Source organism: Phormidesmis priestleyi BC1401 (genome assembly GCF_001650195.1).
Classification (GTDB): domain Bacteria; phylum Cyanobacteriota; class Cyanobacteriia; order Leptolyngbyales; family Leptolyngbyaceae; genus Phormidesmis_A; species Phormidesmis_A priestleyi_B.
The window spans coordinates 87,345-102,122 of record NZ_LXYR01000012.1; the positions used below are offsets into that span (position 1 = coordinate 87,345).

General features: G+C 49.8%; 12 protein-coding genes. 2 read left to right on the forward strand and 10 right to left on the reverse strand.

All coding sequences use genetic code 11. The annotated features are described in order from the left end of the window. Positions 1 to 86: 86 nt before the first annotated feature. On the forward strand, positions 87 to 1,592 hold the full coding sequence (gene purF, locus A8707_RS09090) for an amidophosphoribosyltransferase (protein WP_068816488.1): 1,506 nt from the start codon (positions 87 to 89) through the stop codon (positions 1,590 to 1,592). A gap of 63 nt (positions 1,593 to 1,655) precedes the next feature. On the opposite strand, the gene rpmB is transcribed toward purF, so the two are convergent. The 3 genes from rpmB to A8707_RS09105 all read right to left on the reverse strand — a co-directional run bounded on the left by rpmB (position 1,656) and on the right by A8707_RS09105 (position 6,054). Next, positions 1,656 to 1,892, reverse strand: a complete 237-nt coding sequence (gene rpmB, locus A8707_RS09095) for a 50S ribosomal protein L28 (protein ID WP_068816489.1) — start codon at positions 1,890 to 1,892, stop codon at positions 1,656 to 1,658. Between the two features lie 82 nt (positions 1,893 to 1,974). After that, positions 1,975 to 3,240 carry an aspartate aminotransferase family protein gene (locus tag A8707_RS09100; RefSeq protein WP_068816490.1) on the reverse strand — a complete coding sequence of 422 codons (1,266 nt, stop codon included), beginning with the start codon at positions 3,238 to 3,240 and terminating at the stop codon, positions 1,975 to 1,977. A gap of 393 nt (positions 3,241 to 3,633) precedes the next feature. Beyond that, positions 3,634 to 6,054 carry a sucrose synthase gene (locus A8707_RS09105; RefSeq protein WP_068816491.1) on the reverse strand — a complete coding sequence of 807 codons (2,421 nt, stop codon included), beginning with the start codon at positions 6,052 to 6,054 and terminating at the stop codon, positions 3,634 to 3,636. A gap of 255 nt (positions 6,055 to 6,309) precedes the next feature. On the opposite strand from A8707_RS09105, the gene A8707_RS09110 reads away from it, so the two are divergent. Continuing rightward, complete coding sequence (locus A8707_RS09110) at positions 6,310 to 6,684, forward strand: DUF1257 domain-containing protein (protein ID WP_068816492.1); 375 nt, start codon at positions 6,310 to 6,312, stop codon at positions 6,682 to 6,684. 4 nt (positions 6,685 to 6,688) lie between these two features. On the opposite strand, the gene A8707_RS09115 is transcribed toward A8707_RS09110, so the two are convergent. Genes A8707_RS09115 through A8707_RS09145 form a run of 7 tightly spaced genes read right to left on the reverse strand, consistent with a single transcriptional unit; the run spans position 6,689 to position 14,776 of the window. Beyond that, positions 6,689 to 8,098 carry a hypothetical protein gene (locus A8707_RS09115; protein WP_068816493.1) on the reverse strand — a complete coding sequence of 470 codons (1,410 nt, stop codon included), beginning with the start codon at positions 8,096 to 8,098 and terminating at the stop codon, positions 6,689 to 6,691. Positions 8,099 to 8,118: 20 nt separating this feature from the next. Further along, positions 8,119 to 8,781 carry an FHA domain-containing protein gene (locus A8707_RS09120; protein WP_068816494.1) on the reverse strand — a complete coding sequence of 221 codons (663 nt, stop codon included), beginning with the start codon at positions 8,779 to 8,781 and terminating at the stop codon, positions 8,119 to 8,121. A gap of 9 nt (positions 8,782 to 8,790) precedes the next feature. After that, a complete protein-coding gene (locus tag A8707_RS09125; RefSeq protein ID WP_068816495.1) occupies positions 8,791 to 10,068 on the reverse strand; it encodes a vWA domain-containing protein in 1,278 nt (425 codons plus the stop codon). Between the two features lie 4 nt (positions 10,069 to 10,072). After that, positions 10,073 to 11,035: a PP2C family serine/threonine-protein phosphatase gene (locus A8707_RS09130; RefSeq protein ID WP_068816496.1), complete on the reverse strand. Its 963-nt coding sequence runs from the start codon at positions 11,033 to 11,035 to the stop codon at positions 10,073 to 10,075. A 2-nt stretch (positions 11,036 to 11,037) separates the two neighbouring features. Continuing rightward, positions 11,038 to 13,209, reverse strand: coding sequence for a serine/threonine-protein kinase (locus tag A8707_RS09135; protein WP_068816497.1), 2,172 nt, complete (start codon positions 13,207 to 13,209; stop codon positions 11,038 to 11,040). 24 nt (positions 13,210 to 13,233) lie between these two features. Beyond that, the gene (locus A8707_RS09140; RefSeq protein ID WP_068816498.1) at positions 13,234 to 14,445 is read right to left on the reverse strand and encodes a hypothetical protein; all 1,212 of its coding nucleotides are present in this window, start codon (positions 14,443 to 14,445) and stop codon (positions 13,234 to 13,236) included. A gap of 31 nt (positions 14,446 to 14,476) precedes the next feature. Next, positions 14,477 to 14,776 (reverse strand): hypothetical protein, encoded by a 300-nt coding sequence (locus tag A8707_RS09145; RefSeq protein WP_068816499.1) that lies wholly within the window; start codon positions 14,774 to 14,776, stop codon positions 14,477 to 14,479. Between the last annotated feature and the right edge of the window lie 2 nt (positions 14,777 to 14,778).

Genomic DNA, 14,778 nt, shown 5'->3' on the forward strand with positions numbered 1-14,778 from the left:
GTAAACATTAAGACTCTTTAAGTCGCCCGTTCACTCAGCCACTGCTTGCAGATTACGCAACCCTTACTAACCTCTGAGTTAAACCTATGCTGCCTGATGACACATTGTCCGATTACCCTGCTTCTGAGTCGTCTAAATGGGCAGATCCACTCACTGCTGACAAACCAGAAGAAGCATGTGGAGTCTTTGGAGTTTATGCACCCGGAGAGCGAGTTGCCAATCTCACCTATTTTGGGCTGTATGCACTTCAGCATCGTGGACAAGAATCAGCAGGCATTGCCACCTTTGACGGAGACGTGGTTCACCTCCATAAAGAAATGGGCTTAGTGTCTCAAGTCTTTAACGAAACGATTCTCAGCGAGTTGACTGGGAATCTGGCGATCGGACACACGCGCTACTCAACCACTGGGTCGAGTCGGGCAGTCAACGCTCAACCTGCTGTGGTGCAAACCCGCTTAGGCAAACTTGCGCTGGCTCACAACGGCAACTTGGTCAACACTCAAACGCTGCGAGAAGAGCTTTTAGAACAGAATCATGATTTTCTCACCACCACCGATTCAGAAGCGATCGCGTGGGCAATTGCAGAAGCGGTCAATGCTGGAAACACCTGGGTTGATGCTGCCACTCACGCCTTTAAGCGCTGCCAAGGAGCCTTTAGTTTAGCGATCGGCACTCCTGACGGCATGATTGGCACTCGCGACCCAAACGGCATTCGCCCGTTAGTCATCGGCACGCTGCCCCAAGAGTCACCCGGCGACCCAATTCGCTATGTTCTCGCGTCTGAAACCTGTGGCTTAGACATCATCGGAGCCGACTATCTGCGCGATGTCGCGCCAGGTGAACTGGTGTGGATCACCGATGCTGGGTTAGAGTCGATTCGCTGGGCAGAGCAATCACAGCGCAAGCTTTGCATCTTCGAGATGATTTATTTTGCGCGCCCTGACAGTGTGATGCACGAAGAAAGTTTGTATAGCTATCGGCTGCGAATCGGTCGCCAACTTGCTGCAGAATCGTCGGTCGATGCCGACATCGTGATCGCCGTTCCTGATTCGGGAGTGCCTGCGGCGATCGGGTTCTCTCAAGCGTCAGGAATCCCTTATGCAGAAGGGTTGATCAAAAATCGCTATGTCGGCCGCACCTTTATTCAACCGACTCAACTCATGCGCGAAGCGGGAATCAAAATGAAGCTGAACCCGCTTAAAGACGTGCTGGCAGGAAAGCGTGTGGTCATCGTCGATGATTCGATCGTCCGAGGCACCACAAGCCGCAAAATTGTGAAAGCGCTGCGTGACGCAGGCGCGATCGAGGTGCACATGAGAATTTCATCGCCGCCAGTGACGCACCCGTGCTTTTATGGGATCGACACCGACAGTCAGGATCATTTAATTGCCGCCACCAAATCGGTTGATGAGATTGCCAAGCAAATCGAGGTCGATTCTCTGCAATATCTCAGTTGGAAAGGGATGTTAACCGCCACTCGCGAAGACACCAACGAGTTTTGCTCGGCTTGCTTTACGGGTGATTATCCGATCGGCGTTCCTGAACCCTTAAAGCGCTCCAAGCTGATGTTAGAAAAAGCAGCGACTCCTTAACCACGACAAAACTGGGGTGAACGACGCGCCCTCACCCCAGCCGTTGCAAACTGTTTAATTTCTTTAGAGACGGCTCAGATCGATTCCAGCTTCTTTCGCAAAAGCACTCAGGCTCTTAATCTCTAGCGTCTTGATTGCCTTCGTAGAAAGCTTTAGCCTGATCCAGCGCTTGCCTTCTGCCCACCAGACTCGCTTTGACTGCAAGTTGACTTCCTGCAATTTCTTGGTGCGACGGTGAGAGTGGGAAACAGCCATGCCGTTGTTTGCCTTTTTTCCCGTCAGTTGACATTTACGTGACATAGTAGCGTCTCCGAATTCTTGAATGCAGTTTCATACAGTCCCTTATTGTATACACACTCGGCGCTCGTCGGGAAGGAAAAAATTAGGATACTGCCGCAGTGAGGGCACGATCGACCGATTGCAGAGCGCGATCGACTTCTTCGCGGGTGACAATCAACGGGGGCACAAAGCGCAGCACTTTTGGACCCGCAGGCACCAAGAGAACGCCTTCACTCATCGCCGTTTTGACAATATCCCCCGAAGTCAAGGCGACATCTGCGACTATCTCCATGCCGTTGATCAAGCCCCAGCCCCGCACCTCAGACACCAGCATCGGAAACTTTTCAGCGAGTGTCCGCAGCCCTGCCCGAAGTTGCTCTCCGCGATCGCGCACGTTTGCCAAAATGTTTTCCTGCTCTAGGGTGTGACAAACCGCTAACGCAACCGCACAAGCAAAGGGGTTGCCGCCAAAGGTGCTGGCGTGATCCCCCGGTTTGAACACATTGCAGAAAGACTTGCAGAGCATTGCCCCGATCGGAATGCCGCCTCCCAGCCCCTTAGCGGAGGTGAACACATCTGGCTCGATGCCCAGATTTTCATAGCCCCAGAGATGACCCGTCCGACCCATGCCGACCTGCACTTCGTCCATCATCAGCAGAATCCCGGTTTGGTCGCAGATCTCGCGCACCCGCTTAAAGTAGGCGATGTCTCCCGGACGCACGCCGCCTTCTCCTTGTAGCCCTTCTAGTAGAATGGCGGCGACTTGACGCTGGTCGTGATCGAGAGCCGCGATCGTCGCTTCTAACGCCTCAATATCGTTGTAGGGGACATAGTGAAAGCCAGAAACCAACGGTTCAAAACCCTTGTGATATTTCGCCTGTCCGGTGGCAGTGACGGTGGCGAGTGTGCGTCCATGAAAGCTCGCGTGAGCCGTCAAAATGATTGGGTTCTCAATGTTAAGAACGGTGTGAGCATATTTTCGAGCCAGTTTGATCGCGCCTTCATTTGCCTCCGCGCCAGAGTTGCAGAAAAAAGCCCGATCGGCACAGGAATGCTCAACGAGCCACTTCGCCAGTTCGCCCTGTTGAGGAATGTAGTAAAGATTAGAGACATGATGGAGGGTCTGAATCTGCCGAGTCACCGCTTCAACCATTGCGGGATGGGCATGACCTAATGTACAGGTCGCAATTCCAGCAACAAAATCGAGATACTCACGTCCTTGGTCATCCCAAACTCGACAGCCTGATCCGCGCTCTAGGGTGAGGGGGAAACGCCCGTAGGTGGTCATCACATAGTCATCAAACTCAGCCGTGTTGAAGGGGGTGGCGAGTGAAGTAATGGCAGGGCTGACGAGGGTTTCTAGACTCACTGGTTTAATCCTTAAGCATGGGGTGGAATCGAGTCAAAACGGGGAGAGGTTAGTTCTGACTTGGGGTTTACGTCGATGCGAACCTTTGCTTAGTCTAGTAGAAGATACTGGCGATCGGGAGAGCTTTGTGGGGAATCGATGACGTTTGGAGGCAGGGGACGATGAATGAGGAAGGTTTTGCTACGCTCAATCTAACTTACAGGCGATCGTTGCGTCCCCATTTCCAGAGCAAACGCAATATACATCAGGATTCTGCAAATTCGCCCACTCATTGTTCCCATTGCTGTTTGATCGAGCGTATAAGCAAAGAATTAGCATCCAGGTTTGACCCTATAAGGAATGGAAAACTCGATCGCGCCATCTCCATCCCAATCGCCGCGCTGATCACAATAACTATCGGTTCATGTGGTCTTGCATCAACTGTTGTGCCCTCGGCTTATAAAGTAAGTAAAACAGCGATTCGATATATCTCAGCATATCCTCACGGTTTTCTTGAGACGTGTAGTTCCAGAAGCCGTAAATCTTGGCAAGAGATAGCAGTCGAGTCGTGTGAATCTTCCAGGTATAGGTGCTATAAACCCGATCGATGCCCCGTTTTGAAATCTCGCTCCAATAATTGGGGTTGCGATCGCACTCATTTAAGAATTCTAAAATCACACTTGCACTCTCTGCTTGCTCAGTCGGATTGATATAGAATCCATTCACCGCGTTTTGAATGATTTCTAACGGACCTCCAAAGCGAGTCGCAAAGGTTGGCAATCCGGTAATCATCGATTCTAAGATGGTTAGACCAAAGGCTTCAAAGAGAGCGGGTTGCACAAAAATGCCTTGACGATCGGCAATCACCCGATACACTTCTCCCGTATCGCTCTTTGACAATCGCGTTCCCAACCAGCGAATCTTGCCGTATAAATTGTATTGGTCAATCAACTGATAAAGCTTTTGAATTTGATCAATTTCTTCGCTGTCCGTGGAGTCTTCAGTGCGAAGTTTTCCGGCGATCAAAATTAGGTTACAGCGCTCTTGAAGGTCGGTGCTTTTGCCATACAGTTCGACTAAGCCTGTCAGATTTTTGATGCGATCGAGCCGCGCCATTGAGAACAACGGACGTTTATTGGGGTCATCTAAGGTGCCATAAATCTGAGTCGGATCGTCTTGCGTAAAGAGCATCTCTTCTAGACGGTCACGATCGCCCAACAGTCGATCGTCTTGGCGCGTGTAAGGGAAAAATACACTCTCATTAACTCCAGGCGGCACCACGTTAAACTTGGGGCTAAATAGCTCAATGCCGCTCACCACATGATAGAGATCCGGCATCGTAAACGACTTATAAGACTCATATTGTCCGACGCTTTCAGGGGTGCCGACAATTTCTTGATAGGTGCTGCTAATGATAAAGTTTGCAGCATTCATCGCGATTAAATCAGCCGTAAACTGAAGGGAGAAATGATAGGAATTCTCTAAATCTTGCCAATAGAGATTACTAAACAAATACTTTGATTTTTCAAGCGCGTGAGCGATGTTGCACTGAGTGACTTTTAAGCGTCTTGCTAATAAAAACGCCACTAAATTGCCGTCAGAATAGTTGCCGACAATCAGATCGGGAACGCCCTGAAACTCAGCCCGAAGCTCTTTTTCAGCATCAAGGGCAAACGTTTCTAGGTAAGGCCAAATTTCAAAGCGAGAGATCCAATTTTGGGTCAATTTGGAATTGAACTCGCGAAATGGAACGCGGAGAATCCAGGCATCTTTTGTACCGTAAATTTTCTCTAATCGCTGATTGCAGAGAGTGCCGTCACTATTGGGAATCAGACGAGTCAACACCATGACTTTTGGATGCACATCCAAGACTTCTAGCCCTGCCAAGTCAAGATCTTCTTGAAGCTGCTGTTCAAGGCTTTTCACCTGATCAAGAATGTAAACCACCTGTCCGCCTGTGTCGGGTCTGCCGAGTACGCCTTCTTGTCCAAACCATCCATGAGGCGACACCAAGACCACCTTAAAGATCATCGGAATGCGTGAGATAAAGGCTTCGAGTGCCTGGTAATCAGGGGAGTCTATTAAACGATCGAGCAATTCTAGCGTCTCTTGAACTCGATGAGATGTGTTGCCCCATCCTGGCTCAAATCCCAGATTTTGCAAGTCAAATCGAAAGCTTTGATAGGGAGAATCGGCGGGCTGATCGCTGACTAAACTTAACGCCTGTTTGACCCGATCGGACAATTGCTGTCGCGACTGAATTCGTTCATTAATCATCAACTGTGAGCCGCCATAGCGGTGCAATCTCAAAAAATTAAAGAGCGAATCTTCCCATTGGCTAGAGTCTTGAAACAGTTTGCTCGATAGATATCGGTTGAGAAACTCGACTCCTTTGCCGATGTTTTTAGGGTCACGAATGGTCGGTGAATAATCATAAAATGGTTGGAAATCGATTTCAAAAGTGCCACCGTCTTGCGGATGGTAGTGATTGACAAGCCGATCGCGCAAATCTAACAATTCTTGGGGGGTGATTGGCTCGATCGTCAGATCTTCTAACAGCCGATATGCCTCTTGTCGGGCGATTCGGGGGCGAATAATCATACAGAGTGTTTCATTCACCAAGATGATTTCTTGAACATAATAAATCAGCTTACTGAGTCGCGACGACGTATGAAATTGCTCTGATTTCTGATAATTTTGACAATATTCGCCAAACGCGCGTAGGATTTCGTTTCGCAATAGATATTTCTTGTCAGACGTTCGCAAAAGACTCACAAACTGACGTAAATCTGCTTTTTCTTCAGTGTTAAGAACCGCTTGAATGAGGTCTGACATAGCAACTTTTTTAGGGGATCAGCGGTCAGGGATCAGCACCCGATTTTGCTATCCTGGCAACCGTCTTCAGTGCTCACCTACTTACCAACAATGATGCTAGTTCTGATCTCACCCGTGATGTATCGTCCATAAGGCTGGAAAATTTCGAGAATTGCAATCTTTACTATGCAGATCTAAACACTTGCTTACACTATTGAAAGACCGTCAAATTCTTGCTCTACAATCGGAGAAGCTTGCTCAATTTAGAATTGGATTATGTCTCACTTCACGACGGTTAAAATTCAGATCAGAAATGGCGAGACGCTGCACCAGGTTTTGAATGAATTGGGCTATAAAGTAGAGTGCGATCGCAACGTGCGCGGCTATCAGGGCAATACGACCCAAGCCGATTATGTAGTTCGACAGTCAAATGGCTATGATTTGGGGTTTCGACGCAGTGGAGAAACTTACGATCTGATTGCTGATTTTTGGGGCGCAAAGATTAACCAGCAAGAGTTTGTGAATGCTATCAGTCAAAAATATGCTCACAAAACTCTAATGAAAACCGCTCAAGAGCAGGGGTTTAACATTGAGGAAGAAGAAGTTTTAAGCGATGGAACGGTGCGAGTAGTCGTGGGTCGGTGGGTTTAGCGAGTCAAGAATACTCTTTAAGGCGGGGCATCACTCCTAAGAGGACGAGTAGCGCGATCGTGATGGTGACGATCGTGCTTTTAACTTCAAATCCTTCTAGATCTTGATCGCCTTGGGTGATGGCATCTTTAAAGGCTTTGTCATTCACGTCGTAAGTTTTTTGATTGGCTTTTTTAAATTGCTCAAATGCCCAATTCGATTCACCTGGATTGTTGCCAACGCACAGCGCGATCGCCTCTCGATATTTTCCGCTTTGCTGGAGTTGACGGATTTGTTTATCAATCTGAAGGTATTGAGACAGCGTAGAAAGGTTGTCAATCACGGCTTGCCGCTCACCCGGAAACGTAATATTGCTCAATTCTTCTCCTAAAAACCCGGTCAGCCCTGTGAGTTTAGTGTCTTGTTGTGCGAGTAGAATGATTTGCTCAAGTGTCTGACCACTCGGAGGAGCCGCAATCTGGTTCAGCTTGTTAAAGAATGCTTGTTCATGAGTGGCTGCATTTCTGACATCCAACAAATAGCGGCTCTCGTCAGCATTAGCACCATAAGCAAGGGCACGGGCTTGACGTAGAACGTGCATTGAGTCAAAGGCATCTTCTTTAGCGACTTTGAGATGATTGGAAGCCGACAGCAGAGACCCGATCGTATGCACCAAAAACAGGAGCGCGATCGCGGTTGCAGACAGCAAAAAAGGATTAAACGTGCGTCGAGTTCGCTGGCTAAGAAATAGCTGAAGCATCACCAAAATTCCGGCTAACCCTAGCGTCACGATCGCAATCAAAAACAGCGATCGGGCAGAGGCAAATCGTTGCTCTCCATAGGTGCGATCGAGAACCTTCAAATTTGCTTGATCTAAGCGATCGGCAGCAGGCAAAAGGGTTTTATCTAGAATCTCAACTGCCGACAAATAAGCAGCTAACGTTCCAGCTTGATCTCGACGGGCATGGGCATCTCGCGCTTGCTGAATCTTCGCAACATACTCACCGATTCCGAGTTGCATGGTTTGGATCGGTTCGCGTTCTTCATCGTAGGTAATGTTATTAGCCGCCGCGATTAATCGTTCTGTTACCGATCTGTAACGTTCATTATAACTTTGAACGATCGTTCCATCATTGTCTTTCTCGACGGGTTCTAGAAACGAATTTTGTGTGTTGCTAGACGGCACTAAAAACTCGCTGGCAGCAAAGGCATCCATTCCAGCCATGCCGTCTTTTAAGCGTTGGGCTGTGATAATACTGGGCACTGCATCTCTCCCTACAGTTTTAATCGCATTACGTTGTTCTTGTATTCCCAGAATTGTAGTCGTCAGCAATAATAAGCCTGCTCCCCAAACGATGTATAAGCCACTTCTAATCAGTTGGGGAGTTGTTAGTTTTTTGATTGCTTTAGTAGATTTCTGTGTAATGGTAGCCATGATTTAGAAAATAGTTTTACTTACTGAGTAATTGTTTGAATGATAATTTTTGTCCAATGTCCGATCGTGATCACATCACCATTGTTGAGCGGCATATCAACCATTGGTTTAAGTTCAACGCCGTTAAGCTGCGTCCCGTTGGATGAGCCGATATCGCGCAGAGTCAATGTGTCATCTAGCTGACGATCGAGAAGCGCGTGACGATGAGAAACCGCGTCATCCAAATCCAGCGCGATGTCTGGGTAGACGGCTCTCACTTGGCTGGTGCGACCGATCAAATGAGTCGATTTGCCGAGGCGAATCGTGATCGGAGTTGCGTCTGCTGGTGGTGTGGGGCTGTCGGGGTGACGCAGTGATGGGTCGATCGTCACCACAACTTCCCATTCACGAGTGGCTGGTTCCTGTTTGGTCGTGGTGGTCTCAAGAGGGGTCACGACTTCGGGCACAACGGATTGAATGATGGGCAGTTCTCCGTGGGCTTTTGTCACGAAGTTATAGCCGCAAATCTCGCAAAACTTGCCGCTGTGGAGTTCGTGAAGGGCACTGCAATCGGGGCATAGTTGCGCGGCGATCTCAGGAATGGTAGGCGCGATCGCGGCGGAAGGGCTGCCGATTTTCGCGCCGCACTCTGAGCAATAATCAGACTCGCTAGATTCGTGACCTTTGGGGCAATAGGTAGACATAGTAATGGATTATGACTTAGGAATGCGCGTGGTTTTGGTCGATCGGGTTTCCAATGCCATTTCATCTTCTTTGGCGATCGCTTTCTTCAATCGCACAGTTCCGGTAGGCGCGTCCTCAATTTCCACCACGGTTCGCAGCAGTTTGGCGGTGGCTTCATTTCCCGATTCATGGGCGATTTTAACGGCTCGTCCTAGTTTGGCGGTCGCGACCTCGACGTTGCCACGATTACGAGCGTCTAACCCTTCTTGAATGGTCTGAGCGAGTTCAGCTTGCCCCGTGTAGTGAGCGACGCGGCGATCAATCTTGGTAGATTTGGCATCATCATCTGTCCAGACGGCTAGAATTCGAGCTTCGGCAATTTTGGTTTCGGTGCCGTCGATCGTGCAGATCAGACTTGCCCGACCTGCCAGCATTTCGTCACCCACATTACCTGGATTGACCTCAATGCAGAAGTGGTAATCCCGCGATTCGCGTTTGCCCCACGCCCCGGTTGGATAGTCCACCACCTGCGGCTTCATGGGTTTAGCCCGATCGGTGAGATCAACAATATCGGGGCTGACTTGTTTGCAGAAAAGAATCTTAGCTCCTTGAGGAGTCCACAACCGCATTGAGACATCGCTAATATTTTTGCCCATTGCCTGCTGCAAAATCGTCTGAAAATCAGCTTCAATCATCAAAGCATCGGCGATGATGTCAGTGGTGCCGAGAAGCTTGCTAGAAATGCGTCTGAGTTGGGCAACGCGCCAATCGGTTCCGACTCCTCGACAGTCGCATTGAAACACGCTTTCACAGGCTTGAAGCGCCCGATCGAATGCTTTTTCATCTGACTCATCATTCTGTCCATCCGTCAGCAATAATGCCTGCCGAATAGCAGACGGCATAAGCTGAAATTGTTTGCGAGCCGCCTCTAGCCACGTTGAAATCAGCGTTCCGCCCCCTGCCTCGATCGAGCGAATATTGATGATCGCTTGCTGTTTGTTTTCAGGAGTTGCTTGCATTAGAGGAACGACTAATCGCGCTTGACTTGCCCCCGTGACCATGAAGAAATGAGCATCTTCTGGGAGCAGATTGACCGCTTTGATCATGGCATCTTTTGCCGATCGAATTTTTTGCCCGCCCATTGATCCTGATGTGTCGCAGATGATTCCAAATAGTCGCCCTCCCGATACGCTGCTTGAAATTTCTGTATTCTCACCAGCGTTCACGGTCATGATCGCGTGGACTTCTCTCGATCCTTGCGGCAAGAATTGATTTTGAAAGACTTCGGCGGTGAATTGAGTAGACATAGGTTTAGTTCAATAAGTGATGAATGAATAGTGCAATCGTGATGTTATCGTGTCCACCTTGCGATCGGGCAAACTCTACTAGCGATCTCGAAATCGTAACCGCATCCGTCCCCAAACTTTTTTGCACCAATTCCTGAATCTGTTGGGCTTCGGGTGCGTAATTCCATAACCCGTCACTGCACAGTAGGAGATAGCCAGCGCTGGGAAGCGGGAAACGAACGATCGGGGGGGCAGCGTCGTCTTGGGCATCGGCTCCTAGCCAGCGAGTGATTGCGTGTGCTTGGGGAGAGTGATTTGCTTCGGCTGCGGTTATTTTGCCGGATGCGATCGCGTCATTTACCCAGGAGTGATCGTGCGTCAACTGCTGCGATCCGGTGTCAGAAATCCAGTAAGCACGACTGTCGCCCAGCCATGCGATCGTGGCGATTCCATCATGCACGACTGCCGCAACTACTGTGGTAGACGGTGGCTCGGTGTCAGACGGACCTTCAGAAAGGCGACTAACCTCCAATCTCGCAGTGTCCATCGCCGATCGCAGTGCAGACTCTGGTGAAGCGCCAGTTTGCAGGGCGGATGCTAAGGTCAAACACGCACTTTTAGACGCAGCTTGAGCCGCGAGTTCGGGATAATGAGAACTAGATACGCCATCACAAACGATGAGAATTTCGGCGGTTCCCACGGTTTGTAGTGCTAGAAAATCTTCGTTTTGATGATGTCGAAGTCCTCGATCGCTGACTCCTGCCAAATTTGGATTGAGAATCACCTCAACCCGATCGCCCTCTCTCACCTCTTGACGAAATCCACACTGATTGCAGAACCCGTCTGGGTCGATCGTGTCAGGCGACGCACCACATTTTTCACACCCAGAAGAGGCATTTTTCTCGGCTAAAGCAGTGCCGCATTCTTCACAAAACTGGTCGGCTGGCAAAACGGGTGCCTCACACTGTGGGCATTGAGTCGTTGGCATGATTAAAATAGACTCCTTGGTCTGACTCGATTGGCTTCATCGACGAGCCGAATTTTTTCATCTCCGGTTGCCAGGTGTGCCAGGTTACGCAAAGCTTTTTCGAGTCCTTTTCTGATTTTGGGTTCCTCTAAAGGTTGACCCAGAATCGCGATCGCTGACGTGGGCGGAATAGCTTTCGTCGTGACCAAATGCAGAGCCGTTTCGAGGACTTGCTGCGTGAGGCGATGTCGCTCTACGCCATCCAGCGTTAAGGCTTCGATCGCTACAGAAGCCGCTCTTAGCTCTTGGGCTCCGGGGGCACTACGATCGCGATTGACCAGCGTCCGGGCAACTTCGACTCGCGATCGTGTAAACAAACTGGATGATTGCGGCACTCGCTCTAGCGCAGCCACGGCTTCTTTACGATCGCCTCTGGCACTCAAACATCGCGCTAACCCAAATGCAGCCGAGACGTAACTGGGATCGGTGCGAGACACCAAATCATACATCTTGATCGCTAAGGGATAATTCTTGGCTTGCTCGGCGGATAAGGCTAACGCGAGTTTTGGCGCTAACTCTCCGGGTAAGTCAAAATAAACCTGGTCGAAGGCTGCCTGAGCCTCTTTGAATTTGCCTTGCGCCATCAGCGATCGACCTCGATACCACAGCAATCGCCAGTCCCACGGGTCTTTGGCTTCGACTTCGGCTAGGCAGTTTTCAGCGTGAGCGTAGTTGACTCCGATCAAACTATTAGCTAATCGTAAAAGCGCTTCGGTTGAGGTAGGAAATTGTTTAACCGCTTGTGATAAATTCTCGATTCGATGGCTATTATCTGCGATCGCGCTGGCATTCATCACAGCGTCGAACCCTGAATCAGTCGCATCTAATAAAGGAATCGGTAATTGATCATAGCTGGCGTTAATCGGTGCAGAGTCACTACTATTCATCAACGCTAACCGATCGCCGTTAAACAAGTTGCTCGATGTAGGGCGCGGAACATTGGTTTCTAACGCCACCATTTCTCGCAGCACACCCAATAGCTGATCTGCCATCTCATCGGCAGTCTGCAAGCGATCGTCGGGATTCTCAGCCGTCGCTTTAATTAGAAATCGATAGAGTGATTCGTGTTGCGCGAAGATCGGATCTTCATCCGCATTCGGCAAGGTGAAAAGGTGTTCTTTGCTGAAGCCTTTGATATTGGTGATTAGTACCGCTAACGTCCGCGCAACGGTGAACAGATCAGAGACGATCGTCGGACCTTCTCCGGCTTCGGGCGCAGTGTAGCCAACCGTGCCATAGATATCGCCGCTGGGATCATCAATGCGCCGCACCCCGCCCAAGTCAATCAGCTTGACATCGCCGCCTTCTAACATCACATTGTCGGGCTTAAAGTCACAGTAGACCAACCCCAACTGATGCAAATAAGCAAACGCACTCAAAATGCGATGAATATAGGCGATCGCTTCGGTGACAGGCAGCACGCCTCGCTGTTTGCGAATATCTTTGAGCGTTTGCCCGCCGACATACTCCATGATGATGAAGCCTTCGGTGCCGTGATTGACAAAGTTATAGATGCCCACAATATTCGGGTGTTTGACCACCGCGAGAAACTGGCGTTCTGCAACCGCAACGGCTGCGCTGGCGGCATCTTCGCTGTTGAGCAACCCTTTGAGAACCACATAGCGAGACAGCGTTTTGTCAAAGCCCAGATAAATCCAGCCCAAACCGCCGTAAGCGATCGCGCCTTTGACTTCATATTGACCTGCGATCACATCTCCCGGTTGCAGCGTGGCGATAAACGAATATTTTTGCCCACATTTGCTGCAAAAGCCTTTTTCTCGTTTGAGAGGGTTGTTGCAGTTGCCGCAAGCGCGTTTGTTTTCAGGCACTTTGGCTTCGATCAGAATCGCCTTTTCTGGCTCTGTAGAGGGCAATTCAGGAATCGAAATTAAGCCTGCGCCGAGTTGTCTGCGAGTGCTGCGCGCTGACGTGGAGTGAGTGCGTCGCGATCCTTTAGATGCCCGTGTCAGGGGAGACGATCCCGTTCCAGTTGTGACGGGGGCGCTTCTTGCCGTAACTCTCGCACTCGGTTGAGGGTTTCTTGATGTCGCGATCGCTGCAAGTCCGCAAACGTCGCAGTAACCATCTTCGAGAGTGCCCGTGCAGTGATTTCGAGTGCAGCGCTCGCCGTTCATCTAAAAACTCCTGTGAGTAGAAGGCTAATGACCATTGAGACGTTTTTCATAGTGGGATACGACTGCGATCGCGGCATCTAACGGTGTGGGACGGGTGTAGAGAAGCTGTTTGGCTTGAGCGGCAAGTTCGACGAGAGTGGCATCTTCAGAAAGTCCTCGTGCGAGAGCTTTGGCTTTGAGAGCATCCAATCGCCCGCGTAACTCACGTCGAGTTTCGAGAGGTTTAAGATTGGCTGAGTATGCCCGTTTTTCGGCTGCCAGAGACGATCGCAGTTGGGTCATCCAATTCTCTAAGCCGATCAACACGGGGCTAACGAGTCCTTCGGTCGATTTGGCTTCGAGGCGGGTGAGCCATTGGCTGAGAGCCGCGAGATGCTCTGGCGCGGTCGGATTCTGTAGCAAAGAGTGATCCACGACTTTTTCCTGACTTTCCGCAAAGGCTACTAAATTTTGTTGGTGAAGTGCTTGCAACTGACTGAATAACGTATGGGCGATCGTCAGTCTTTCTCGCACTTGTCCCTGTTGCTGAACTCCTTGCTGAACCGCGTTTCTGGCTCGTGCAATCAACGGCTGAATCGTTTGCTCAAACTCCAATTTTACCCCTAACGGATCGGTCTGAATGCGATCGTGCAAGGCGGCGATCACATGATGCGCCTGCACCAATTCTCGTAAAGAACCCTGATTGATCAAATCGGCAGACTGCTGAAGCGATCGCATCTCTGTCTCAGCGTTGATCAGCATCGAGTCCAGTGCTAACCACGCGGCATCGACGGCTAACACGACATCTCTCGCGGCTTGAAACCTCTGCGTCATCATCGACAACAACTGAGCAGGCGCGATCGTCGTCGTGGTTTCGGCGGCAGTGAGTAAATCTCGGTGAGCGAAGGGCGTTTGCACCACAGATAGCTGAATCGAAGCGCCCGTCAGCAGAGTTTCAATTTCTTGCAGCGCTTTTTCTGCCCCCAAAAATCGAGACATCTGTTTGCGAAGGTAATTAGCTTGCTCGATCGGTTTAACCAGCAAATCAAACTGCTGAAACAGATCATTGATCGTCTCTAATGCTGGTGTGACTTGCGCTGCGGTCACTCCAATTAAATGGATGTTTAAGACTCCAGGCGCACCCGATAATTGTTGATAGGTGGGCAAATCTTGAAGGTCAATCAGGTTTTGACTCACTAGATTGACGTTCTGCTTCCAGTCCTTGAGAAGTTGGTCAACGTGTTCGATCGTAATCATTGATCCATCAACAATTGGATATTCAGCCTGGTTAGAGAAACCGCAACCGCACAAAGCTCACGAAACTAACGACCGTCGCCAAAATCTTCTGCACATCAGGAGCGTTTGAGAGTCGCTGTCGAAGCTGCTGCATTTGTTTCACATCGTCTGAAGTGCAGATAATGCTGTTTTTGAGAATGGCTAGTTTTGCTCTAGAAAAATCACTCATTGCTCGATCGAGCTGATCTTTAAGCTGCACCTGATCATCAAATTCCGCCTCCATGTAGCGGACGTTGAGATCATTCATTAGATCAGACGCTTGTTGCAGAAACAGGTGATTAGAGTCAGACATAG